21 protein-coding genes are annotated in these 24,431 nt (G+C 71.7%); 10 read left to right on the top strand and 11 right to left on the bottom strand.

Annotated features, from left to right (window positions below; translation table 11 throughout):
• Positions 1-35 precede the first annotated feature (35 nt).
• Entirely contained in the window at positions 36-2,846 is a 2,811-nt protein-coding gene (gene acnA / locus AB0H62_RS18720; protein ID WP_220240840.1) for an aconitate hydratase AcnA, read from the bottom strand.
• 366 nt (positions 2,847-3,212) lie between these two features.
• Between acnA and AB0H62_RS18715 the strand changes: the two genes are divergently transcribed.
• Together AB0H62_RS18715 and AB0H62_RS18710 are read left to right on the top strand one after the other, a co-directional pair.
• A complete protein-coding gene (locus AB0H62_RS18715) occupies positions 3,213-4,544 on the top strand; it encodes an NlpC/P60 family protein (protein WP_220247748.1) in 1,332 nt (443 codons plus the stop codon).
• A gap of 19 nt (positions 4,545-4,563) precedes the next feature.
• On the top strand, positions 4,564-5,232 hold the full coding sequence (locus AB0H62_RS18710) for an SMI1/KNR4 family protein (protein WP_360587111.1): 669 nt from the start codon (positions 4,564-4,566) through the stop codon (positions 5,230-5,232).
• Here the strand turns inward: AB0H62_RS18710 and AB0H62_RS18705 are convergent.
• On the bottom strand, positions 5,186-5,971 hold the full coding sequence (locus AB0H62_RS18705) for a GNAT family N-acetyltransferase (RefSeq protein ID WP_360587109.1): 786 nt from the start codon (positions 5,969-5,971) through the stop codon (positions 5,186-5,188). The genes AB0H62_RS18710 and AB0H62_RS18705 overlap by 47 nt on opposite strands.
• A 404-nt stretch (positions 5,972-6,375) precedes the next feature.
• On the opposite strand from AB0H62_RS18705, the gene AB0H62_RS18700 reads away from it, so the two are divergent.
• From AB0H62_RS18700 to AB0H62_RS18690, 3 genes are read left to right on the top strand one after another with little or no spacing between them, the layout of a single operon-like run.
• Positions 6,376-7,440, top strand: a complete 1,065-nt coding sequence (locus tag AB0H62_RS18700; protein ID WP_220240834.1) for a MoxR family ATPase — start codon at positions 6,376-6,378, stop codon at positions 7,438-7,440.
• A 5-nt stretch (positions 7,441-7,445) separates the two neighbouring features.
• Complete coding sequence (locus tag AB0H62_RS18695; RefSeq protein WP_354884708.1) at positions 7,446-8,393, top strand: DUF58 domain-containing protein; 948 nt, start codon at positions 7,446-7,448, stop codon at positions 8,391-8,393.
• Complete coding sequence (locus AB0H62_RS18690) at positions 8,390-9,370, top strand: VWA domain-containing protein (protein ID WP_220240830.1); 981 nt, start codon at positions 8,390-8,392, stop codon at positions 9,368-9,370. The genes AB0H62_RS18695 and AB0H62_RS18690 overlap by 4 nt, the downstream gene beginning before the upstream one ends.
• Before the next feature lie 21 nt (positions 9,371-9,391).
• On the opposite strand, the gene AB0H62_RS18685 is transcribed toward AB0H62_RS18690, so the two are convergent.
• The 6 genes from AB0H62_RS18685 to AB0H62_RS18660 are packed head-to-tail and all read right to left on the bottom strand — an operon-like array spanning position 9,392 to position 14,686.
• Complete coding sequence (locus AB0H62_RS18685) at positions 9,392-9,859, bottom strand: tRNA (cytidine(34)-2'-O)-methyltransferase (protein ID WP_360587106.1); 468 nt, start codon at positions 9,857-9,859, stop codon at positions 9,392-9,394.
• 18 nt (positions 9,860-9,877) lie between these two features.
• The gene (locus AB0H62_RS18680; RefSeq protein WP_360587105.1) at positions 9,878-10,312 is read right to left on the bottom strand and encodes a thioesterase family protein; all 435 of its coding nucleotides are present in this window, start codon (positions 10,310-10,312) and stop codon (positions 9,878-9,880) included.
• Between the two features lie 23 nt (positions 10,313-10,335).
• Positions 10,336-11,277, bottom strand: a complete 942-nt coding sequence (locus tag AB0H62_RS18675) for a TAXI family TRAP transporter solute-binding subunit (protein ID WP_220240824.1) — start codon at positions 11,275-11,277, stop codon at positions 10,336-10,338.
• A complete protein-coding gene (locus tag AB0H62_RS18670) occupies positions 11,274-12,659 on the bottom strand; it encodes a HAMP domain-containing sensor histidine kinase (RefSeq protein ID WP_220240822.1) in 1,386 nt (461 codons plus the stop codon). The genes AB0H62_RS18675 and AB0H62_RS18670 overlap by 4 nt, the downstream gene beginning before the upstream one ends.
• A gap of 3 nt (positions 12,660-12,662) precedes the next feature.
• A complete protein-coding gene (locus AB0H62_RS18665) occupies positions 12,663-13,328 on the bottom strand; it encodes a response regulator transcription factor (protein WP_220240820.1) in 666 nt (221 codons plus the stop codon).
• A gap of 14 nt (positions 13,329-13,342) precedes the next feature.
• Positions 13,343-14,686, bottom strand: coding sequence for an MFS transporter (locus AB0H62_RS18660; RefSeq protein WP_220240818.1), 1,344 nt, complete (start codon positions 14,684-14,686; stop codon positions 13,343-13,345).
• Between the two features lie 348 nt (positions 14,687-15,034).
• Here AB0H62_RS18660 and AB0H62_RS18655 point away from each other — a divergent pair, with 348 nt between their 5' ends.
• Both AB0H62_RS18655 and fabI read left to right on the top strand, forming a co-directional pair.
• Positions 15,035-15,739 carry a beta-ketoacyl-ACP reductase gene (locus tag AB0H62_RS18655; RefSeq protein WP_220240816.1) on the top strand — a complete coding sequence of 235 codons (705 nt, stop codon included), beginning with the start codon at positions 15,035-15,037 and terminating at the stop codon, positions 15,737-15,739.
• A gap of 46 nt (positions 15,740-15,785) precedes the next feature.
• Complete coding sequence (fabI, locus tag AB0H62_RS18650; RefSeq protein ID WP_220240814.1) at positions 15,786-16,553, top strand: enoyl-ACP reductase FabI; 768 nt, start codon at positions 15,786-15,788, stop codon at positions 16,551-16,553.
• Between the two features lie 58 nt (positions 16,554-16,611).
• On the opposite strand, the gene AB0H62_RS18645 is transcribed toward fabI, so the two are convergent.
• Positions 16,612-17,820, bottom strand: coding sequence for a Cmx/CmrA family chloramphenicol efflux MFS transporter (locus AB0H62_RS18645; RefSeq protein WP_360587101.1), 1,209 nt, complete (start codon positions 17,818-17,820; stop codon positions 16,612-16,614).
• Between the two features lie 90 nt (positions 17,821-17,910).
• Positions 17,911-18,495: a TetR/AcrR family transcriptional regulator gene (locus AB0H62_RS18640; RefSeq protein ID WP_220240810.1), complete on the bottom strand. Its 585-nt coding sequence runs from the start codon at positions 18,493-18,495 to the stop codon at positions 17,911-17,913.
• An 86-nt stretch (positions 18,496-18,581) separates the two neighbouring features.
• Here AB0H62_RS18640 and AB0H62_RS18635 point away from each other — a divergent pair, with 86 nt between their 5' ends.
• Entirely contained in the window at positions 18,582-19,625 is a 1,044-nt protein-coding gene (locus tag AB0H62_RS18635; RefSeq protein WP_220247747.1) for a ferrochelatase, read from the top strand.
• 116 nt (positions 19,626-19,741) lie between these two features.
• On the opposite strand, the gene AB0H62_RS18630 is transcribed toward AB0H62_RS18635, so the two are convergent.
• Positions 19,742-20,539, bottom strand: coding sequence for a hypothetical protein (locus AB0H62_RS18630; protein ID WP_220240808.1), 798 nt, complete (start codon positions 20,537-20,539; stop codon positions 19,742-19,744).
• A 100-nt stretch (positions 20,540-20,639) separates the two neighbouring features.
• On the opposite strand from AB0H62_RS18630, the gene AB0H62_RS18625 reads away from it, so the two are divergent.
• Positions 20,640-22,037, top strand: a complete 1,398-nt coding sequence (locus AB0H62_RS18625) for an ATP-binding protein (RefSeq protein ID WP_220240806.1) — start codon at positions 20,640-20,642, stop codon at positions 22,035-22,037.
• The gene (locus AB0H62_RS18620; RefSeq protein WP_220240804.1) at positions 22,037-23,992 is read left to right on the top strand and encodes a VWA domain-containing protein; all 1,956 of its coding nucleotides are present in this window, start codon (positions 22,037-22,039) and stop codon (positions 23,990-23,992) included. Before AB0H62_RS18625 ends, AB0H62_RS18620 begins: the two co-directional genes overlap by 1 nt.
• The last annotated feature ends 439 nt before the right edge of the window (positions 23,993-24,431 follow it).

Genomic DNA, 24,431 nt, shown 5'->3' with positions numbered 1-24,431 from the left:
TTCCGGAGCGGCCTTCGCGCGTCGTTCCCTGTGGATCAGGCGTTGGTCATCTTGCGCAGCACGTACTGCAGGATGCCGCCGTTGCGGTAGTAGTCGGCCTCGCCCGGGGTGTCGATGCGGACGTCGGCGTCGAACTCGACCTTGGTGCCGTCTTGCTTGGTGGCGGTGACGTGCACCGTACGCGGGGTCTCACCGTCGTTGAGCTTGGTGATGCCGGAGATGTCGAACGTCTCCGTGCCGTCCAGCTTCAGCGACGCGGCCGACTCGCCGGCCGGGAACTGCAGCGGGATGACACCCATGCCGATGAGGTTCGAGCGGTGGATGCGCTCGAACGACTCGGTGATCACCGCGCGCACGCCCAGCAGCGAGGTGCCCTTGGCCGCCCAGTCACGCGACGAGCCCGAGCCGTACTCCTTGCCGCCCAGCACGACCAGTGGGGTGCCCTGCGCCGCGTAGTTCTGGGCCGCGTCGTAGATGAACGCCTGCGGCGCGCCGTCCTGGGTGAAGTCGCGGGTGTAGCCGCCCTGCACGTCGTCCAGCAGCTGGTTGCGCAGCCGGATGTTCGCGAAGGTGCCGCGGATCATGACCTCGTGGTTGCCGCGGCGCGAACCGTAGGAGTTGAAGTCCTTCCGGTCGATACCGTGCTCGGTGAGGTACTGGCCGGCCGGGGTGTCGGCCTTGATCGCACCGGCGGGGGAGATGTGGTCGGTGGTGACCGAGTCGCCCAGCTTCGCCAGCACGCGCGCGCCGGAGATGTCGGTGACCGGCGCCGGCTCGGCCTGCATGCCCTCGAAGTACGGGGGCTTGCGCACGTAGGTGGACTCGGTGTCCCACTCGAAGGTCTTGCCCTCGGGGGTGGGCAGCGCCTTCCAGCGCTCGCCGCCGTCGAACACGTCGGCGTAGTCCTTGGAGAACATCTCCTGCGTGATCGAGGAGTCGATCGTCTCCTGGATCTCCTGCGGCGACGGCCAGATGTCCTTCAGGAAGACGTCGTTGCCGTCGGTGTCCTGGCCCAGCGGCTGGTTCTCGAAGTCGAAGTCCATCGTGCCGGCCAGCGCGTAGGCGATGACCAGCGGCGGCGACGCGAGGTAGTTCATCTTCACGTCGGGGTTGATGCGGCCTTCGAAGTTCCGGTTGCCCGAGAGCACCGAGACGGCGGTGAGGTCGTTCTCCTGGATCGCGGCCGAGATCTCGTCCGACAGCGGGCCGGAGTTGCCGATGCAGGTGGTGCAGCCGTAGCCGACCAGGTGGTAGCCCAGCTTCTCCAGGTACGGCCACAGGCCGGCCTTGTTGTAGTAGTCGGTGACGACCTGCGAGCCTGGCGCCATCGACGTCTTGACCCACGGCTTGACCGCGAGGCCCTTGTCCACCGCGTTGCGGGCGAGCAGAGCGGCGCCCAGCATCACCGAGGGGTTCGAGGTGTTGGTGCACGAGGTGATCGACGCGATCACCACGGCGCCGTGGTCGAGCACGAATTCGCCGCGCTCGTCCGACTTGACCGTGACCGGCTTGGTCGGACGGCCCGACGCGCCGTTGGCGGCCGACTGCACCGGCACGGCGTCCTCGTCGGCGAACGACAGCGAAGCCGGGTCGCTCGCGGGGAAGGTCTCCTCGATGGTCTCGTCGACCTTGGTGTGCGGCGCCGGGAACTGCTCCTCCACGTAGTCGTGCACCGACTTGCGGAACGAGTTCTTGGCGTCGGACAGCTCGATGCGGTCCTGCGGGCGCTTCGGGCCGGCGATCGACGGGACGACCGTCGACAGGTCCAGCTCGATGTACTCGGAGAAGACCGGCTCGTGGGACGCGTCGTGCCAGAGGCCCTGCTCCTTGGCGTAGGCCTCGACGAGCGCGACCTGCTCGGCCGAGCGGCCGGTGAGCTTGAGGTAGCGCATGGTCTCGTCGTCGATCGGGAAGATCGCGGCGGTGGAGCCGAACTCGGGGCTCATGTTGCCGATGGTGGCGCGGTTGGCCAGCGGCACCGAGGCGACGCCCTCGCCGTAGAACTCGACGAACTTGCTGACCACGCCGTGCTTGCGCAGCATCTCGGTGATGGTGAGCACGACGTCGGTGGCGGTCACGCCGGTCGGGATCTCGCCGGTCAGCTTGAAGCCGACCACGCGCGGGATGAGCATCGACACCGGCTGGCCCAGCATGGCGGCCTCGGCCTCGATGCCGCCGACGCCCCAGCCCAGCACGCCCAGGCCGTTGACCATCGTGGTGTGCGAGTCGGTGCCGACGCAGGAGTCGGGGTAGGCCTGGCCGTTACGGGCCATGACCGTGCGCGCGAGGTGCTCGATGTTGACCTGGTGCACGATGCCGGTGCCCGGCGGCACGACCTTGAACTCGTCGAAGGCGCCCTGGCCCCAGCGCAGGAACTGGTAGCGCTCGCGGTTGCGCTCGTACTCGATCTCGACGTTGCGCTCGAACGCGTCGGCGCGGCCGAACACGTCGATGATCACGGAGTGGTCGATGACCAGCTCGGCCGGCGCCAGCGGGTTCACCTTGTCGGGGTCGCCACCGAGGTCGGTGACGGCCTCGCGCATCGTGGCGAGGTCCACGACGCAAGGAACGCCGGTGAAGTCCTGCATGATCACGCGCGCGGGCGTGAACTGGATCTCGATGGACGGGTCGGCGCTGGGATCCCAGCTGCCGAGCGCGCGGATGTGGTCGGCGGTGATGTTCGCGCCGTCCTCGGTGCGCAGCAGGTTCTCGAGCAGGATCTTCAGGCTGTAGGGCAGGCGCTCGGCGCCCTCGACCTTGTTCAGGCGGAAGACCTCGTACGAGTTGTCTCCGACCTTCAGCGTGTCTTTGGCGCCGAAGCTGTCCTTGCTGGCAGGTGCAGTCACGTCTAACTCCAGTGGCGGGGACCCGCGCCGTCGCGGGTGCGGGCCCCGGGTCAGTTCGGTGTGTGTTTCGCGGTCCTCGGGAAGACCGCGTCCGAGTCTTGCGCACCCCCACCGTAGGACCGGAATCGGGATGGCACACCTCGTCGTCGCCGCAAACAGTACGCGTGTCCTGTATTAACTTCAAGACGGCACGCGGAGTGAGCTGGGCCATTCGGACACGCCGAACGTCAGGGGTCCCCCGATGAGGGGAATTGGTGTCTACGGTGTGTGAGTTCCGCCTGAGGCTTGTGATAGTGGTGTGACTGCAGTGGCACGCGGTGTGATCACTGCTGGCAGACGCAGGTGAGCGGGAGGTGGCTGGTCGTGGTGGTCCGGCGTGGACGGGTCTTGCGGCGTGGTCTCACAGTCGGCTCCTTCGCTCTCGTGGTCCTGTTCGGAGCAGCGGGCACGGGCCTGGCGGTGCCGCCGCCCCCGCCCAACCCGAGCGACTCGGAGCTGAACTCCTCGAAGGCCGCGGCCAACGAGAAGGCCGGTGAGGTCGGCAAGCTCACCAACCAGCTCGCGCAGGCCGAGCAGAAGCTCAGCTCGCTGCAGGACGACGTCGAGCTGAAGCAGGAACAGGCCATGAAGGCCCTGGTCGACCTGCAGTCGGCGCAGGACGCCGCGAGCCAGGCCGAGGACGCCGCGAAGTCCGCGCGCACGCAGGCCGACGCCGCGGCGGGCGCGATCGAGAAGGCGCGCCAGGACCTCAAGGAGTTCGCGGCGGCCAGCTTCGAGCAGGGCAGCACGGTCGGCTCGATCTCGGCGTACCTGACCTCCGACAGCCCCAAGGACCTGCTGGCCCGCGCCCAGATCCTCGACTCCATCGGCGGCTCGCGGCTCAACGCCCTCGACCGCCTCCAGCAGGCGCAGACGGACAAGTCCAACAAGGACGCCGCCGCACGTAAGGCCCTCGACGTCGCGCAGCAGAAGCAGGAAGCCGCGCGCCAGGCGAAGAGCGGGGCCGACGCCGCCCAGGCCGACGCCGTGCAGGCGCAGCAGTCCCAGGCGTCGCAGAACCAGCAGCTGCAGGCGAGCAAGAGCTCGGTGGAGCAGCAGCTCTACGCGGCGCAGTCGAAGGTCACCGGCCTGCAGGGCCAGCGCCAGCGCTACCAGGACTGGGTGGCGCAGAAGCAGCGCGAGGACGAGGAACGCGCCCGCCAGGCGGCGCTGAGTTCCTCGGGTGGCGGCGGCCGTCCCTCGTCGGGCGGCGGTGGCCGGCCTTCGCCCGCGGCGGGCTCGTCGATCGAGTCCGTGATCGCCCGGGCCCTGTCGCAGCTGGGCCGCCCGTACGCCTGGGGCGGCGGCAACGGCAGCGGCCCCACCCGTGGCATCCACGACGGCGGCGTCGCCGACATGTACGGCGACTACCGCAAGATCGGCTTCGACTGCTCCGGACTGATGATCTACGCCTTCGCCGGCGTCCGGTCGTTGCCGCACTACAGCGGCTACCAGTACACCTCCGGCCGCCGCGTCCCCCTCTCCCAGATGCGCCGCGGCGACATGCTCTTCTGGGGCGGCTCGGGCGGCATCCACCACGTCGCCCTGTACCTCGGCGGCGGGCAGATGGTGGAGGCTCCGCAGTCCGGCTCGTACGTGCGGGTGACGGCGGTCCGGTACGGCGGGATCATGCCGTATGCGACCCGGTTGATCGGCTGAGGTCCTACGCTCGTCCCTCGTGACGTGGGACGGAGTCCGCGACCGGCTGGCGCGGCTGGCGAAGCGGCGGGACGCGCGCTCGGTGTTCGGCGCGAGCGCCCACGGATTCCGGCTGGCCTCGCCGCTGATTGAACGCGACGTCGAGGCTGTCGAGGAGCAGTTCGGCGCGCCGTTGCCCGAGCCGTACCGGAACTTTCTCGTCGAGGTCGGCGCCGGCGGGGCCGGCCCGGGCTACGGGTTGCTGGGTTTCGGCCGCTCCGGTCGCCGCTGGGAGTTCGCCGCCGACGACCGCCGTGGCGGCGACCGCGTGGACCTGCGGACGGAGTTCCCGCACCGCGAGCTCTTCCACCACGCCGAATGGCCCGACTTCACGAAGATCCCGCAGGAGCGCCGGCCGGAGCTGACCCGGTCGCTCGATGCTCGCGACGAGGCCGACACCCACGGCACCCTGCCGCTCTGCCACAGCGGCTGCGGCCACTACGACCTCCTCGTGGTGACCGGCCCCGACCGTGGCGCTCTGTGGTTCGACGGCGAGGCCTCCGACGGCGGCATCGGGCCGCAGGCCGACGACCACGGCCGGATGACGTTCGACCGCTGGTACCTCGGCTGGCTCGCCGAGGTCGAGGCCGAGGTGGGCCGGCCTAAGCCGGGGTCCAGACATACGGCGTGGTCGTGGTCACGGCGGTGAAGCCGAGGCGCTGGAGGATCGGGCGGCTCGGCGGGAGGGCGTCGACCTGGAGGTAGCGCGCGCCGCGGGTGTGGGCGGTGGCGGCGCGGTGGGCGACGAGCGCGCGGTAGAGGCCGCGGCCCCGGAAGTCCGGCAGGGTGGCGCCGCCCCAGAGGCCGGCGAAGGTGGTGCCGCCGACGAGTTCCAGGCGGGCCGCTGAGACGACGCGGCCGGCGGATTCGGCGACGACGTGGACCGTTGTGCCCTCGTTGTCTTCGCGGGCGCGCGCGAGGAGGTCGCGGGCGACGGCAGCCTCGTCGCTGCCGAAGACGGTGGCGCTGAGGTGGGCGATGCGGCGCAGGTCGGCCTCGCCGGTGGCTTCGCGGATGGTGACATCGGCCGAGGGCGGGGCCGAGGGGGAAATCGCGGCGACGGGGGCGATGAGGACCGTTTCGGTTTCCTCCGGCGCGAAACCGGCGGCGATCAAGCGGTCGGGCAGATCGGCGGGGCGGTCGTACGCGCGGGTTTTCCATTCGAAAGCTTCACCGCGTGAGGCGAAGAAGCGGACCTGGCGGTCGATGAGGGCGTCCAGCGAAGGGCCGGTCACGCCGAGGTCCGGCGGGCCCACCACGAAACCACGCCGGGAGCCGAGGATGCGGGTGACGGGGGCGTCGCGGTCGAGGGTTGTGCCCGGTTCCGCGGTGGTCAGCTCGGCGGTGCGGACTTCGGCGTCGTAGGCGGCCAGCAAGGGGTCGGTCATGGGACGACGCTAGCGGTAACGTACGCCGCGAACGTGCTCGGCGGCGGTGTCGCCCGGCGACTGTCCGGTGTGGACAAACCGGAGCTGATCGCGAGTGGAAGCCGTCGGCCCGGCCAAGCGTCCACTGTGGACCGGCTGATCGCGCCGACCGCGACGGCACTGCCCTCGTCGATGCGGCAGGGGAGGGGCCGCGGGTGCCCCGGACCGCAAGCCGAACCGGTCAAAAGCGACGATCACGACACGCCGCGCGACCTGTGCCGAAGCCGCTGACACCGTCTTCACAGCTGTCACACCGCTGATGCGCTTGGCTACCGTGACGGGCCAGCGTGCCGCGCGGACTACGACCACCGGGAAGCAGTACGGTCGCGGGCGAGCCCGGAGGAAGCAGAACCACAGGAGGCAGAGTGACCGAGCCCGGCTACGCCGAGGGCGGGAACGGGCAGCAGCCCGGCACGCCGGCGCGGGACGCCCAGTTGCTGGAACGCACCGTGTTCGAGGTCAAGCGCATCATCGTCGGCCAGGACCGGCTGGTGGAGCGCGTGCTCGTCGGGCTGCTGGCGAAGGGGCACCTGCTGCTGGAAGGCGTGCCCGGTGTCGCGAAGACGCTGGCCGTGGAGACCTTCGCGCGGGTGGTCGGCGGCTCGTTCTCCCGGGTGCAGTTCACGCCCGACCTCGTGCCGGCCGACATCCTCGGCACGCGCATCTACCGCCAGGGCGCCGAGCGCTTCGATGTGGAGCTGGGCCCGGTCGTAGCCAACTTCGTCCTCGCCGACGAGATCAACCGCGCGCCCGCGAAGGTGCAGTCGGCGATGCTGGAGGTGATGGCCGAACGGCACGTGTCGATCGGCGGCCAGACCTTCCCGATGCCCGACCCGTTCCTCGTGCTCGCCACGCAGAACCCCATCGAGAACGAGGGCGTGTACCCGCTGCCGGAGGCACAGCGCGACCGCTTCCTGTTCAAGATCGTGGTCGAGTACCCCACGGCCGAGGAAGAGCGCGAGATCATCTACCGGATGGGCGTCACGCCGCCGGTGCCCCACGAGGTGCTCAGCCCCAGCGAGCTCGTGCGCCTGCAGGGCGTCGCGTCGCAGGTGTTCGTCCACCACGCGCTGGTCGACTACGTGGTGCGCCTCGTGCTCACCACCCGCACGCCCAACGACCACGGCCTCGCCGACGTCGCGGGCTGGGTTTCCTACGGCGCGTCGCCGCGCGCGAGCCTCGGCATCATCGCCGCCGCCCGCGCGCTCGCGCTCGTGCGCGGCCGCGACTACGTGCTGCCGCAGGACGTCGTCGACGTGGTGCCCGACGTGCTGCGCCACCGCCTCGTCCTGTCCTACGACGCGCTGGCCGACGGCGTGCCCGTGGACCACATCATCACCCGCGTGCTTCAGACGGTGCCCCTGCCGCAGGTCTCGGCCCGGCCGCAGGGCGGGACCGGGCCGGTGCCGGCGGGCGCGCCCGTCAGGTAGTCGGCGTGGCAGGGAAGGCGCAGAAGGACCAGCGTCCCGGGTGGGCGCCCCCGGTCCTGCGCGGTGACCGCCTGGAGGCGGGGCTGCGCACGCTGGAGCTCGACGTCCGCCGCCGGCTCGACGGGCTGCTGCAGGGCAACCACCTCGGCCTGGTGCCAGGCCCCGGCTCAGAGCCGGGTGAGGCGCGGCCGTATCAGCCGGGCGACGACGTGCGGCGGATGGACTGGGCCGTCACGGCCCGCACGACGACGCCGCACATCCGCGAGACGGTGGCCGACCGCGAACTGGAGACGTGGGTGGTCGCGGACATGTCCGCGAGCCTCGACTTCGGCACGGCGCTGTGCGAGAAACGCGACCTGGTGGTGTGCGCGACGGCCGCCGTCGCCCACCTCACCGGTGGAGGCGGCAACCGCATCGGCGCGCTGGTGTCCAACGGCCAGGGCGTGAACCGCATCCCCGCGCGCGGCGGGCTCGCCCACGCGCGCGGCCTGATCCGGCGGCTGGCCGAGACCCCGCGGGCGCCCGAGGGCGTCCGCGGCGATCTCGCCGACGCGCTGGAGCAGCTTCGCCGTCCGCCCCGCCGGCGCGGCCTGGGCGTGGTGATCTCGGACTTCCTGGGACCCACCGACTGGCAGCGGCCGCTGCGCGCGCTCGGCGGGCATCACGAGCTCATCGCCATCGAAGTCCTCGACCCGCGCGACGTGGACCTGCCCGACGTGGGCACCGTCGTCCTGGCCGACCCGGAGACAGGGAAACAGCGCGAAGTGCACGCTTCCGCCTTGCTGCGCAAGGAGTTCGGCGCCGCGGCGCATGCCCACCGGCAGGACGTCGCGGCCGGGCTGCGCCGCGCGGGTGCGGCGCACCTGGTGCTGCGCACCGACTCCGACTGGATCGCCGACATGGTGCGGTTCGTGGTCGCGCGCAAGCGCCGCTGGTCGGGTGGTGTCGCATGAGCCTCGGCGGCTTCACTTCACCGTGGTGGTTCCTGCTGCTGATCGTGGTGGCGGCCGTGGCCGTCGCATACGTGCTGGCCCAGCGGGCGCGGCGCAAGCGCGTGATGCGGTTCGCGAACCTGGAGCTGCTCGACAAGGTCGCGCCGAAGACGCAGGGCTGGATCAGGCACCTGCCGGCGGTGCTGATCGTGTTGTCGCTGCTCGTGCTCACCGTGGCGCTGGCCGGGCCGACGGCGGAGCAGAAGGTGCCGCGCAACCGGGCCACCGTGGTGCTGGTGATCGACGTGTCGCTGTCGATGGAGGCCACCGACGTCGCGCCCAACCGGCTGAAGGCGGCGCAGGACGCGGCCAAGCAGTTCGCCGAGAACATGACCCCGGGCGTGAACCTCGGGCTGATCTCCTTCGCCGGCACCGCGACCGTCCTGGTCAACCCGACCACCGACCGCGCCGGCGTGGTGAAGGCGATCGACAACCTGAAGCTCGCGCAGTCGACGGCCACCGGTGAAGGCATTTTCGCGGCCATGCAGTCGATCGAGAGCTTCTCGGCCGTGGTCGGCGGCGCCGACGGTCCGCCGCCCGCGCGCATCGTGCTGATGAGCGACGGCAAGCAGACCGTGCCGGAGGATCTCTACGCCCCGCGCGGCGCGTACACCGCGGCGCAGGCCGCGAAGCAGGCGCAGATGCCGATCTCGTCGATCTCGTTCGGCACCACGCACGGTTCGGTCGACATCGAGGGCAAGCCGCAGGACGTGCGGGTGGACGACGACTCCTTGAAGGAGATCGCGCGGCTGTCCGGCGGAGACTTCTACAAGGCGGCCAGCGCCGACGAGCTGAAGAAGGTCTACGCCGACCTCGGCGAGCAGATCGGCTACGAGCTCAAGAACGCCGACGCGAGCAAGCCGTGGGTCGTGATCGGCACCCTGGTGCTGATGATCGGGGCGGCCGCCGCGTTGCTGATCGGCCAGAGACTCCCGTAGCGAGCTGAGGATTTCGGCGACTCAGCCTGGCGGCAGGCCGAAACCGTTCTGCCGCCAGGCTTCGTAGATCGTGATGGCCGCGGTGTTGGCCAGGTTGAGCGAGCGGCTCGTGGGCACCATCGGCAGCCGCACCCGGTCGGTGATCTCGGTCGCCTGCTGCACGTCGTCGGGCAGGCCGGCGGACTCGGGGCCGAACAGCAGCACGTCGCCGGGTTCGTAGGCCACGTCGGTGTAGAGGCGCGTGGCCTTGGCGCTGAACGCGTAGACCTTGGCCGGCAACAGCGCTCGCCACGCGGCGGCGAGATCGGCGTGCACGCGGACGCGCGCGAGGTCGTGGTAGTCGAGCCCGGCGCGGCGCAGCTGCTTGTCCTCGAGCGTGAACCCCAGCGGCTCGACCAGGTGCAGCTCGCAGCCGGTGTTGGCGGCGAGGCGGATCGCGTTGCCGGTGTTCGGCGGGATCTCGGGGTGGTAGAAGAGCACGCGGAACATGGCCGGACCTCAGGAACGTCAGGGAGCGGTGGGTGCGGGCAGGTGGGCCGCGTAGACGTCGCGCACGGCGACGGGCGGCTCGGTCTTGCGCAGGGTGACGGGGTCGATGAACACGTAGCGGATCTTCGCCTCGGTGGTGAGCTTGCCGCCGCGGCGGATCTCCGACTCGTAGACCATCGACGTGGTCCCGAGGTGTGCGAGGAACACCGACACCACGAGGTCGTCGTCGTAGCGGCACGGCGCGCGGTAGCGCAGGTTCGACTCCGCGACCACCACGTCGATCCCCGTGGCCAGGAACGCTTCGTGCGAGCCGAACAGCGCCTTCTCGACCTCGAACGAGGCCATGTCCACGTACGCGAGGTAGTGGGCGTTGAAGACGATCCCCTGGCCGTCGCACTCGTGGTAGCGCACGCGCAAGGGCATCTCGACCAGCGGTCGGCGCGGTGGGGTCACGCGACCAATCTAGCGAGCGCCGATCAGCCGTGGAGTGCCCGGTAGGTGTCGGCGGCGCCGGGGTGTAGCGGCACGGGCTGGGTGCCGATGAGCGTGCGCACGTCGAGGAACTGCGTCCCGACGGCCTGCGCCGGCACCAGATCGGCCGCGCGCCCGGCGAGCACCCGCACCACCGCCGCGGCGACGTCCGAGGGCAGCCGCGGGGCGCAGACGAGCAGGTTCGCCACGCCGATCGTCGCCGGCGCCCCGACGCCCGCGTACGCGCCGGCGGGCACCTGGACCTGTTCGTAGACCGGCCCGTGCTGCGCCCGCAACGCGGGGATCACCGACGCGAGCGGCAACAACGCGAGTGGTGTCGTGCGGTTGAGCTCGGCGAGCGCCGGGGTGGGGAGGCCGCCCGACCACAGAAGCGCGTCGATGCGATGGCTCGCCAGCGCGGCGATGGCGTCCGCCAGCGGCAGGTGCCGCGCCACCACCGACACACCGGCCGCGGCGAACACGCGCTCGCCCAGCTGCGCGGCGCCCGACCCGCCCGCGCCGACGGACACCGGCCGTCCCGCCAGGTCCCGCAGCTGCGCGAGACGATCGTCCGCGCGCACCACGAGCTGCAGGTAGTTCTCGTACACCCGGCCCAGTGCCCGCAACGGCACCGGCGCGGGAAACGGCGCCTGGCCCGCGAGCGCCGACTGCGCGACGTCCGCGAGCACCAGACCGAGGTCGGCCCCGCCGTCGCGCACGCGCTCGACGTTCACGACGCTCGCCTCGGTCGCCACGGCCGCGCAGTGCAACCGCGGCTCCGCCCGGCTCACCTCGGCCGCCAGCACCTCCGCGAACGCCAGGTAGAACCCGCCTTGCTCCCCGGCGGCGATCGTGACGGACCGTTCGGGGCCGCGGTAGGCGGGCGCGCACCCGGCCAGCGCGAGGCCGAGCCCGCCGAGCAACGCGGTGCGGCGTGTGATCGTCACGGCGTCACCGCCGGCAGTGCCACGCGGACCTGCAACCCGTGCGGCTCGTTGGCGTGCAGTTCGAGCGTGCCGCCGCGGGCGCGGGTCTGCTCGCGCGCGATGGCGAGGCCGAGGCCCGTGCCGCGGGGCGCGCCGTCACCGCCGGCCCGCCAGAAGCGGTCCGTCGCGCGGGCGAGGTCGGCGGGTGGCAGGCCGGGGCCGTCGTCGGTGACGACGAGGGTGGCGGCGCCCGGCGACGTCTCCCACACGGCCGAGATGGTGGCGCCGCGGCCGGCGTGGTGGACGGCGTTGTCGAGCAGCACGTCGAGGATCTGCGCGAGCTCACCCTCGGGGGTGTGCACGAGCACGGGTTCGTCGTGGCCGGGGCAGGGGAGCAGGGTGGCGCCGGCGTCGTCGGCGGCGGGACGCCAGGCGTCGACGCGTTCGGCGATCACGGCGGCGAGGTCGGCGGGTTCGTCGTCCGAGCCGGCGGCGATGCGGGTGGCGGTGGACTCCGCGGTGGCGAGGGCGAGCAGGCCGTCGAGGATGCGTTCGAGGCGTTCGACCTCCGCGACGATCGCCCGGTACGCCGGCCGGCCGGCCTCGGCCGAGGCGAGTGAGTCGACGCGCAGCCGCAGCGCGGCCATCGGGTTGCGCAGCTGGTGGGAGGTGTCCGCGACGAGCCGGTGCTGCTGGTCGGCGGCCTCGGCCACGGCGTCGGACATGCGGTTCACCGAAGCCGCGAGCGACCGCAGCTCTCGCGGCCCGGAGCTCTCCGGCACCTGCGCGCGGTGGCCGCCCGCGACGGCCAGCACGCCCGTCTCCAGCTCGACGAGCGGCCGCACCATCCACCGCGCGAGCAGCACCGCCAGCAGTACGAACACGGCTGCCACGAGCAGTGCCCCGGCGGCGATCGCGCTCCAGCGGGCGGCGACATCGGCGGCCGCCGCGGCCACGGAGGCGCGCAGCACCACCACACCGGCCACCCGCGTGCCGGACCCCACCGGGCGCGCGAACAGCACCGGCCCGACTGACCACGGGCTCAGCCGCTCGACGTGCTGGGCGGGCTCGTTGCGCATGGTCGCCTCCACGAGCGCGCGCACCTCCGGCGCCGCGGCCGTGAGCCCACCTGTCTGCACCAGCGGGGTGCGCTGCGCGTCGACCACCACCACGGCCTCGCCGTAGAGCTCCGAGTACCGCTCGGCCTCCGCGTCGAGTGCCGCCGGGTCGTGCGCGTCGACCGCCTGCTGAGCCAGCACGCCGAACCGGTCGACGTCGTTGCTGCGGGAGATCACCAGCTGCTGCGTGCGCTGCTCCGCTGTGCTCGCCAGCAGCGGCACAGCGAACGCGGCCACCACAAGCAGCGCGAGCGCGACCAGCACGACGAGCAGGCGGGTGCGCACCGCTCAGCCCCGGCCCAGCCGGTAGCCGAAGCCGCGGATCGTCGTGAGCAGGCCCGGCCGGTCGAGCTTGGCGCGCAGCTGTGTCATGTGGACGTCGAGCGATCGCGAGATGGCGAGGTACGCGTCGCCCCACACCTCGTCCATCAGCTGCTGGCGGCTCACGGCGGTGCCCGGCCGCGCGGCGAGCACGGCCAGCACCGCGAACTCCTTCGTCGTCAGCCCGATGTCCCGGCCCGCCACCAGGACGCGGCGCCCGCCGAGGTCGATCTCGACGTCTTCGAGCCGCACCACGGCGTCGTCGGCCGGGGTGTCGCGCACGCCCGCCCGGCGCACGACGGCGTCCATCCGCGCGAGCAGTTCGGCCAGCCGCACGGGTTTCGTGAGGTAGTCGTCCGCGCCCAGGCGCAGCCCGCGGACGACGGACCGTTCGTCGCCGCGGGCGGTCAGCACGATCACGGGCACGGCGGAGACCTGGCGGATCTTGCGCAGCACGTCGAGCCCGTCGAGGTCGGGCAGGCCGAGGTCGAGCAGCAGCAGATCGGCCTCACGGTGCCGGTGCAGCGCGTCGGCACCGCGGCCGACGCTGGTCACGGCGTGGCCGCGCGCGTGCAGCGTCTCGGCGAGCGCACCGGCGACCCCGGTGTCGTCCTCCACGAGCAGCACGCGCACGGCCGTCCTCCCGCTCAGTCTTCGTCACGCTCCAGGGCGGACGAACGCGACGTTTCGCGCATTGTCCCGTACACGATGAGCGAGACGAGGATGCAGCCCGCGACGTACCAGAAGAACAGCGATTCGTGCCCCGCCTTCTTCAGCGCCTGGGCGATGAGCTCGGCCGTGCCGCCGAAGATCGCCACCGTCAGCGCGTACGGCAGGCCGACACCGAGCGCGCGGATCCGCGTGGGGAACAGCTCGGCCTTCACGATCGCGTTGATGGACGTGTAACCCGTGACGATCACGAGCGCCCCGAGCAGCAACAGGAAGGCGAGCACCGGCTGCTTCGTGTGCGCCATGGTCGTCATGATCGGGACGGTGAGCACGGTGCCCGCGATGCCGAAGAACATCAGCAGCTTCCGCCGGCCGATCCGGTCCGACAGCCGTCCGGCCACCGGCTGCAGGAGCGCGAAGATCAGCAAGGCGATGAAGAGGATCCACGTGACCGTGCGGCGCGGGATGCCGGCGGTGTTCTCGAGGAACTTCTGCGTGTAGGTGGCGTATGTGTAGAAGGCGACCGTGCCGCCGAGCGTGAGGCCGACGACGAGCGCGATCTCCCTCGGGTACTTCACGAGCGTGCGCAGTGTGCCGCGTTCGCCGGCCTGCTTGCCCGAGCCGGACTGTGCAGAACTCTCCTGGGCGGCGACGCGCTCGTAGCTGGCCGACTCGTCCATGCTGCGCCGCAGCGCCATCACGACCACCGCCGCGACGGCGCCGACCACGAACGCGATGCGCCAGCCCCAGTCGCCCATCTGCGCCTCGGTGAGCACGCTCTGCAGGATCAGCTGCAGCCCGAGCGCGAGCAGCTGTCCGCCGACGAGCGTCACGTACTGGAAGCTGGAGTAGAAACCGCGCTTGCCGGGTGTGGCCACTTCGGACAGATACGTCGCCGACGTCGAGTACTCGCCGCCCACCGAAAGACCCTGCAGCAGTCGCGCGAGCACGAGGAGGATCGGCGCCGCGACGCCGATGGACGCGTAGCCCGGCGTCGCCGCGATGAGCAGCGAGCCGAACGCCATCATCGAAACCGAGAGCACGAGCGCGCTGCGGCGCCCGAACCGGTCGGCGAAGCGCCCGAGCATCCAGCCGCCCAGTGGGCGCATCAGGAACCCCACGGCGAACACGGCCGCGGTGTTGAGGAACTGGGCCGTCGCGTCGCCGCCGGGGAAGAACGCTTTGGCGAAGTAGATCGTGAACGCCGAGTAGGCGTACCAGTCGTACCACTCGACGAGATTGCCGATCGAGCCGCGCAGCACGTTGCCGACGACTCGGCGCTCGCCCTCGCGGGTCACCGGGGTGGGGATCCGGGTAGTCATCCTTGACCTCCTGTGTCGCGACTCACGGTGACCACCGGAGTACTCCCGCGGCAAGGTCGCGGCGCTGTTCCTTACCTGGCCTTAGGTGAGTTGCGACCGTCTCGAAGGGCCGGGGGACCGGCGATCCTGATCACGTTTTGTGCGGATCGCACGCCCGGCCTTTCCCCCGTTTGTAGGAACCCTCTGGTCTGCGCAAACGGACCGCCGCGCCGCGCCCTAACCTCCGCTCTGGACTTCCGCGCCCGGCCCGGACGCGGAGGTGGCGCCGGGTGCGGCGACGCCGCGCGCGGCCGATAGCCTCGTCTCGGCACGAACGCGACAGGGACACCGAGCAGAGGGAGACATGCAGTGGGACGGTCGGTCTTGGTCACCGGCGGCAACCGGGGTATCGGTCTGGCGATTGCCCGGGACCTCGCCGAGCAGGGCCACCAGGTGGCCGTCACCCACCGCGGCTCCGGCGCGCCGGAAGGGCTGTTCGGGGTCGAAGCGGACGTCACGGACGCCGAGCAGATCGACGCCGCGTTCAAGCTGGTCGAGGAGCACCAGGGCCCCGTCGAGGTGCTCGTGTCCAACGCCGGGCTCACCGACGACACACTCCTGATGCGCATGAGCGAGGAGCAGTTCGAGCGAGTGGTGAACGCGAACCTCACCGGCGCGTTCCGGGTCGCCAAGCGCGCGTCGCGCGGTATGCTGCGCGCCCGCTGGGGCCGGTTCATCTTCATCTCGTCGGTCGTCGGCCTCTCGGGCTCGGCGGGCCAGGCGAACTACGCCGCGTCGAAGGCCGGTCTCGTCGGCTTCTCGCGCTCGCTCGCACGGGAGCTCGGCTCGCGCAACATCACGTCCAACGTGATCGCCCCCGGCTTCGTCCGCACCGACATGACCGAAGCGCTCGGCGAGGACCGCAAGAAGGAGATCCTCGCCAACGTGCCCACCGGCCGCTACGCCGAGCCGGCCGAGATCGCCGCGGCCGTGCGCTACCTCGCCTCCGACGACGCCGCCTACGTCAACGGCGCGGTGCTGCCGGTCGACGGTGGCCTCGGCCTCGGCCACTGACGTTCCCCGACTCTTCCGCGACCACCACAAGACCTGGAGGAACCCGTTGCCCGGACTGCTCGAAGGCAAGCGGCTGCTGATCACCGGTGTCATCACCGACGCCTCGCTCGCGTTCCACGCGGCCAAGATCGCGCAGCAGGAGGGCGCTGAGGTCGTGCTCACCGGCTTCGGCCGGCTCTCGCTGGTCAAGACGATCGCCAAGCGCCTCCCGAAGCCGGCGCCGGTACTCGAGCTCGACGTGACCGACCAGGAGCACCTGGACTCGCTGGCCGACCGCGTGCGCGAGCACGTCGACGGCCTCGACGGCGTGCTGCACTCCATCGGCTTCGCACCGCAGACCTGCCTGGGCGCGCCGTTCCTGGACGCGCCGAGCGACGACGTGAAGATCGCCGTGGACGTGTCGGCGTTCTCGTTCAAGTCGCTGGCGGTGGCGACGCTGCCGCTGCTCTCGCGGGGCTCGTCGATCGTCGGCATGGACTTCGACGCGCGCGTGGCGTGGCCGGCCTACAACTGGATGGGCGTCGCGAAGGCGGCGCTGGAGTCGGTGAACCGCTACCTCGCGCGGGACCTCGGCCCGCGCGGCATCCGCGTGAACCTGGTCAGCGCCGGCCCGATGAAGACGATGGCCGCGAAGTCGATCCCGGGCTTCAACGAGCTCGAAGACGGCTGGAACGAGCGCGCCCCGCTCGGCTGGGACAGCTCCGACCCGGACCCGACGGCCAAGACCGTCTGCGTCGCGCTGTCGGACTGGCTGCCGGCCACCACCGGCTCGATGATCATGGTCGACGGCGGCGTGCACGCGCTCGGCATCTGAGCTCTTTCCCTTACGGCGAACGGCTCCCGCGAAGTTTTCGCGGGAGCCGTTCGCCGTTTCACTGCGCGGCCGGCTGGGTTACCGGCTCCTTGGAGGAGAGCGCCGAGCGGGGAGCGCGGGCGTCGTCGGAACGCTGCAGGCGCAGGGCGAACGTGAGGGCGGCCAGCGCCAGCCCGCCGAGCCCCACGCTCACCCATGCGACGCTCGGGAAGCCGAGACCCGCGTTGATCGCGACACCGCCGACCCACGGACCCGCGGTGTTGCCGACGTTGAAGCCCGACGTGGTGCTGGCGCCGACCAATGTGGACGATCCGCCCGCGACCGAGTACGCCCGGACGTTGAGGGCCGGGTTGGCCGCGAACGCGGCGGCGCCGAGCACGAGGACTGCGACCACGGCGACGACGGTGTCCGAAGTGACCGCGAGGGCGATCAGCGCGGCGACGGCCAGCCCCAGGCTGCCGTACAGCGTCGAGAACGGACGGGCGTCGGCGAGCTTGCCGCCGGCGAGGATGCCGATCACCGCGCCTGTGCCGAAGAGCACGAGCACGAGCGGGACCCACGAGGACGGCAGGCCGTCGGTTGTCGTGAGCAACGGCGCGAGGTAGCTGAACGTCGCGAAGACCATGGCCTGCGTCAGCGCGATCACGCCCAGCGCCAGCCAGACCCGTCCGTTGCGGAAGACCCGCAGTTCGGTCCGCACCCGCAGGGCCGAGGAGTCCGAGACGGTGCGCGGCACGAACGCGAGCACGCCGACGACGGCCACCACGGTCAGCGCGGCCACCGCCCAGAACGCGGTGCGCCAGCCGGCGTGCTGGCCGAGGAAGGTGCCGGCGGGGACGCCCGCGATGTTCGCCAGGGTCAGGCCGCCGACCAGCACCGCGAGCGCGCGGCCGCGGCGCGCCGCGGGCGCGAGCGAAACGGTGGTCGAAGCGGCGACGGCCCAGAACCCGGCGCAGGCCAGGGCACTCACGATGCGGGTCGCGAAGAGCAGGGCGTAACCCGGGGCGAGTGCGCCGCCGACGTGCGAGCCGGCGAACACCACCAGCAGCGCGAGCAGGGTCGTGCGGCGGGGCAGCTTGAGCGTGCCGACGGCCAGCAGCGGCGCGCCGACCACCATGCCGACGGCGAACGCCGAGATGAGCAGGCCGGCGTCGGGGATGCTGACGCCGAGGTCGGCCGCCATCCCGGGGAGCAGGCCGGTGATCATGAACTCCGAGGTGCCGAGGGCGAAGATGCTGAGCCCGATCACGAAGACGGCCAAGGGCACGGTTCGTCTCTCCTTATGGATCGATTGGTACAAAACTGGCTCGTGTCGCATCGACGCTGATGCTCGGGTGGAGTAGTCGGTGCGGGTGGGTCAGCGGCGGGCGAGTGCGGCGACGGCGATGTCGGCCACGGCCGTCATGGCCGCGCGTTCGGCGCCGCGGCGCGACATCAGCCGCAGCCCGCTCACGGTGCTGTGCACGAACTCCGCGATGTCGTGTGGATCCCGGTCGCGGGTGATGCTGCCGTCGGCCTGGCCGAGGCGGGCGCACTCGGCGAGTGAGGCCAGGTGCGCGGCGGTGTCGGCCTCGACCCGGGCCGTGATCTCGGGGTCCGCGGTGCCGAACTCGGCGACCGTGTTCACCACCAGGCAGCCGCGGCGGCCGTGGGTGAGCTCGTCGTCGATCACCGACGCCAGGAGCCGGTGGATCGCGTCGAGTCCGTCGTCGGCCTGTTCCAGCACTGCGGCCCGGCCGCGGACGCCGAGCTGAATGTAGTGCTCGAGCGCGCGCCGGAACAGGATTTCCTTGCTGGTGAACGTGTTGTACACGCTGCTGCGCCCGAGTCCGGTCGCGGCGCAGAGGTCCTGTGTGGAGGTCGCCTCGTAGCCGCGGGCCCAGAAGGCGTTCATGGCGCCTTCGAGGGCTTCGGTCTCGTCGAACTCGCGTGGCCTGGGCATACGGACACCGTACCAGGTTTTGGATAGGTCAGTACACAATGAGCCCGCTCCGTCGTGGGCGCCGCCACAGGGGCAAGATGGACACCGTGGGTTACGACGCGTTGTTATGGCTTTCGTTCGGCGGTCCGGAGGGGCCCGACGAGGTGATGCCGTTCCTGGAGAACGTCACCCGGGGACGCGGGGTGCCGCGTGAGCGGCTGCTCGAGGTCGCCGAGCACTACCAGCACTTCGGCGGGGTGTCGCCGATCAACCGGCTCAACCGCGCGGCCATCGCGGCCGTCGAGAGGCAGCTCGCGGCCGAAGGTCTCGACCTGCCGGTGTACTTCGGCAACCGCAACTGGCAGCCCATGGTGGAGGACACCGTGGCGCGGATGAAGACCGACGGCGTGCGGCGCGTGCTCGCGTTCCCCACCAGTGCCTACGGCGGTTACTCCGCGTGCCGCCAGTACGACGAGGACATCGTGCGCGCCCGCGAAGCCGTGGGACCCGAAGCGCCGGAGATCGTGAAGCTGCGCCAGTTCTTCGACCACCCGCTGTTCATCTCCTCGATCGCCGACGCGGTGCGCGCCGCCCACGCGCGCCTCGGTGACCGCCCGGACACGCGCACGGTCTTCACCGCGCACTCCGTGCCGGTGAGCGCCGACGTCGCCTCCGGTCCGCCCGCCGAGGGGGGCCGGCGATACTCCCGCCAGATCGCCGAAGCCGCGCGGCTGGTGGCGGCCGAGGCGGGCATCGCGGAGTACGACGTGGTCTGGCAGTCGCGCTCGGGGCCGCCGCAGGTGCCGTGGCTGGAGCCGGACATCGTCGACCACGTCGACGCCCTGCACGCCGCCGGCGTGAAGTCCGTGGTGGTCAGCCCGATCGGCTTCGTCTCCGACCACCTCGAGGTGATCTGGGACCTCGACAACGAAGCCGCCGAGCGCGCCGCCGAACACGGCATGGCCTTCGCCCGCGCTGCGACGCCCGACGTCGACCCGCGCTTCGCCGAGCTGGTGGTGGAACTGGTGCGCGAGCACGTTTCCGACGCCCCGGCCCGCAAGCTCTCGCCCTTCCCGGCCGACGGCTGCTCGGTCAACGGCGCGCCTTGCTCGATCGGGTGCTGCGAGCCCCCAAAGCGTCCCGCCCGCTGAACTGAAAAGTGTCCGCGTTGCCCGGAAAAACCGGGCAACGCGGACAAAAAGCGTGTTGTTCGCTCTCGGCTGAGCTGCGGAGGCGCGTGTTCGCTGTCAGCTGAGCGTGGAGAACCTCACGGCTGCCGGTCGGCCTGCTCCGCGAACACCCGCACCGCTTCGTTGACCGACGCCGTCCGAGCCGTGCGCACCGCGTCCGACAAGGGCCGCAACGCTTCGGCGCGACGGCTGGCGGCCGAGGCGGACAGCGCGCCTCCCGGGTCGTCGGTGCGGGCGATGGCCAGGATCGCCGAGATCTCCTCCGCGCGCTGCAGCACGCGCAGCGCCCGCGCGGGCGTACCGGCCGGCCACTCGACCTGCGGGCGTGATCGCAGATGGGCCGACAGCTCGGCGCGTACGCCGGGGCGGTCGCTGGCCACGTCCAGCGCCTGCAACGCACCCGCGCTGGCGCGGATCGCGTCCGTGAGCCCGTGTTCGGAGTCGGGCAGCGACTGGTACTCCAGCGGAACCGGGGCGGGCACCGAGTAGACCGTCCAGCGCATCAGGCCTTCCGCGATCGGCTCGGGCACGAGGCCGAAGCCGAGCTCGGTCAGCACCACCGCGTCACCGCAGCGCAGCGCCGCCTCGGCGAACGGGCCGCTCCCGCCGAGGCCGCGGACGTCGCCGGGTACGGGGAGCACGAGCTGCGCCATTTTCACACTCTGCGCGCGCAGCGCCATGAGGAGCTGGACCGGGGTGGCGGCGCGGTGGAACGCCAGCGGGAGCTCGAAGGCCTCGGCAGCGGGGGCGTCGGCCGCGACGACGTCGTGCGCTTCGCCCCAGGCAGCGAGGGCGTCGAGCACATCGTCGGAAGCGGCGGCTCCGTTGAGCCACGCGGAGGACCAGACGGCGAGGGTCGCACTGGGACGGCACACGACGGCCTATTTTACCGGTAGTCCACACTTCGTGGACGATCGCCCACGCTGGAGTCGCTCCACGTCGACGTACGCCGAAACGGTAAGTAGCGTCGATGCCGTGACCGTTGTCCCAGACTCACTTCCCCGTACCGCGGGCGAGCTCCGCGCCGCCGGGTACACCCCGCGCCCCATCGCTCAGGAGATCCACGACAACCTGCTGACCGCGCTGCGCGAAGGCCGCGACGCGTGGCCCGGCATCGTCGGCTTCTCCCGTACCGTCCTGCCGCAGCTCGAGCGCGCGCTGCTCGCCGGCCACGACGTCGTCCTGCTCGGCGAACGAGGCCAGGGCAAGACCCGTCTGCTGCGCACGCTCGCCGGCCTGCTCGACGAGTGGACCCCCGTCATCGAGGGCTCCGAGCTCGGCGAGCACCCCCTCGACCCGATCACCCCCGCCTCGATCCGCCGCGCGGCGGAGCTGGGCGACGACCTACCCGTGGCGTGGCGCCACCGCAGCGAGCGCTACACGGAGAAGCTCGCGACGCCGGACACGTCCGTCGGTGACCTCATCGGCGACGTCGACCCGGTGAAGGTGGCTGAGGGCCGCAGCCTCGGCGACCCGGAGACGATCCACTTCGGGCTCGTTCCGCGCGCCCACCGCGGCATCGTGGCGATCAACGAGCTGCCCGACCTCGCCGAGCGCATCCAGGTCGCGCTGCTGAACGTGATGGAGGAGCGCGACATCCAGGTCCGCGGTTACACGCTGCGGCTGCCGCTGGACGTGCTGCTCGTCGCCACCGCGAACCCCGAGGACTACACCAACCGCGGCCGCATCATCACGCCGCTCAAGGACCGCTTCGGCGCGGAGATCCGCACCCACTATCCGCTCGACGTCGACGCCGAAGTCGCCGTGGTGAAGCAGGAGGCGCACCTCGTCGCAGAGGTCGGCGAGCCGCTGCTGGAGGTGCTGGCCCGGTTCGTGCGCAACCTGCGCGAGTCGCCGGTGATCGACCAGCGGTCCGGGGTGTCGGCGCGCTTCGCCGTGGCCGCCGCCGAAACCGTCGCCGCCGCGGCGCTGCGCCGGTCGGCGCTCACCGGGGAGAACCCGGCCGTCGCGCGGCCGGTCGACCTCGAAGCCGTGCCTGCCGTGCTGCGCGGCAAGATCGAGTTCGAGCCGGGCGAAGAGGGCCGCGAGGTCGAGCACCTCGTGCACCTGATGCGCCGGGCCGTGGCCGAAACCGCGCGGGAGCGCTTCGCCGGGCTGGACCTGCGTCCGCTGTCCGACGCCGTCGCCGACGGCCACCTGGTGGCCACCGGCGAGCGCGTGCCGGCCCGCGACGTGCTCGCCGCCCTGCCGGAGCTGCCGGTGCTGCACGAGGTCGCCCAGCGTGCCGGGGTGTCCTCCGACGAGCCTGCCGGTCGCATCGCGGCCGCGGTGGAGCTGGCACTGGAGTCGCTGTTCCTCGCCAGGCGGCTGGCGAAGGACTCCGACGAGAACACCACGGTGTACGGCCAGTAATGCCGCTCATTCCCGAGGGGTACTCCTACGGCCCGTGGCACGACGGGCCGGATCCGCTGGCGCCGCCGGCAGACCTGCGCGACGCGCTCGACGAGATCGGCCGCGACGTGATGGCCGGCGCGTCGCCGCGTTCGGCCCTGGAGGAGCTGCTGCGCCGCGGCACCGAGCGCACGTCGGGCCTCGACGAGCTCACGCGGCGGCTGTGGCAGCGCCGTTCGGAGATCCAGCGCCGCCACCGGCTCGACGGCACGCTGCAGGAGGTGCAGGAGCTGCTGAGCGAGGCGCTGACCGCCGAGCGCCGCGAGCTGTTCCCGGACCCGGACGACGAGGCGCGCTTCCGCGAGGCGCAGCTCGACGCCCTCCCGCCGGGCACCGCCGCGGCCGTGCGCGAGCTGAGCGAGTACGACTGGCGGTCGTCCGAAGGCCGTCAAAAGTACGAGCAGATCCGCGATCTGCTCGGCCGCGAGGCGCTCGACGCGCGGTTCCAGGGCATGAAGCAGGCGCTGCAGAACGCCGGGCCCGAAGACGTCGAGCAGGTCAACCAGATGCTGTCCGACCTCAACGCACTGCTGCAGGCCCACGCGCAGGGGGCCGACGACATCGACGAGCGGTTCGCGGAGTTCATGAACCGCCACGGCGAGTTCTTCCCGGAGAACCCGCGCAACGTCGAGGAGCTGATCGACGCGCTGGCCTCGCGCGCCGCGGCCGCGCAGCGGATGCTGAACTCGATGTCGGCCGAGCAGCGCGCCGAGCTGGCGGAGCTGTCGCAGCAGGCGTTCGGTGATCCGCGCATCGCCCAGCAGCTGTCCGCTCTCGACGCGGCGCTGCAGGCGCTGCGGCCGGGGGAGGACTGGCAGGGCTCGGAGCGTTTCCGCGGCCAGGACCCGCTGGGCCTGGGCGAGGGCGCGCAGGCGATGCAGGACCTCGCGGAGCTCGACGGGCTGGCCGAGCAGCTGGGCCAGGCCTACCCGGGCGCGCGGCTCGAGGACATCGACATGGACGCGCTGCAGCGCCAGCTGGGTCCCGACGCCGGTGTCGACGCGCGGAGACTGTCCGAACTGGAGCGTGAGCTTCGCCGGCAGGGCCTGTTCGAACGAGCGGCCGACGGCTCGCTTCGCCTGTCGCCCAAGGCGTTGCGGCGCCTGGGCGAGACGGCACTGTCCGATGTGGTCAACTCGCTGCGCGGCAAGACGGGCGACCGGGAGACCGAGTCCGCCGGCGCCGCGGGGGAGCCCACGGGCTCGAGCCGCCCGTGGCGGTTCGGGGACATGCAGCCGTGGGACGTGCCGCGCACGGTCCGCAACGCGGTGCTGCGCTCGACGTCGGTCGGCTCGCGCGCGGTGACGCTCGACGTCGAGGACGTGGAGGTCGTCGAGACCGAGCACCGCTCGCGCGCGGCCGTGGCGCTCCTGGTGGACACGTCGTGGTCGATGGTGCAGGAGGACCGCTGGCTGCCGATGAAGCGCACGGCGCTCGCCCTGCACCAGCTGATCAGCACCCGCTTCCGCAACGACGCGCTGCAGCTGATCACCTTCGGCCGCTACGCGATGAAGGTGGACCTGCCGGAGCTGGTGGGCCTGGAGGGCACGTGGGAGCAGGGCACCAACGCCCACCACGCGCTGCTGCTGGCCGGCCAGCACCTGCGCCGCCACCCCGACGCGCAGCCGGTGGTGCTGATGGTCACCGACGGCGAGCCGACGGCGCATTTGGAACCCGACGGCGAAGCGGTGTTCGACTACCCGCCGGACCCGCGCACGATCTACAAGACACTGTCCGAAGTGGACCGGATCGCCAAGATGGGCGCTTCGGTCACGGTCTTCCGCCTCGGGGAGGACCCACGGCTGGAAGCGTTCGTGGACACCATCGCCCGCCGCTCCGGCGGCCGCGTGGTGGCCCCCGACCTGGACGGCCTGGGCGCCGCCGTGGTCGGCGACTACCTGCGCAATAGGCGGTAATTTTGCCCCGGCTGTGTCTTTGGCCCCGGCTCCGCCGTGGCGTGCGAGATCGCCTTTGAGCCGGTGTGGGGGATCGAGCGGTCGGATCGGCCTGGCGGCCGATCGCACCGCTCGATCCCCCACACCGGCGCGATCTCGCGCTGTGGTCGCCGTGGGAGACAGATCTTCGTGGGCGGTGGCGGGCTCTCAGCGCTTGTGGACCGCGATGCGCGCCCCGCAACGAGACTCCGGCGCCGGGGCAGCGACTGCCGCTCGGCCGTGACCTCGACCACCTCCGACCACCCCCACCCAGCTCACCCCGCCAAGGCGACCCACCAGCGAGATCGCGCCGGCTTCCGGATGGGGCGCGCGATCGCCGGTTCCTTCACGATCTCGTGCACCATCTGGTCCCGCACCTCGGCCGTCCGTCCCGCCGCGACGACCGCCAGCGCTTCGGCAA

Origin of the sequence: Amycolatopsis sp. NPDC050768 (assembly GCF_040654155.1) — a bacterium.
Classification (GTDB): Bacteria; Actinomycetota; Actinomycetes; order Mycobacteriales; family Pseudonocardiaceae; genus Amycolatopsis.
This window is presented reverse-complemented; position numbering and strand designations above follow the sequence as displayed.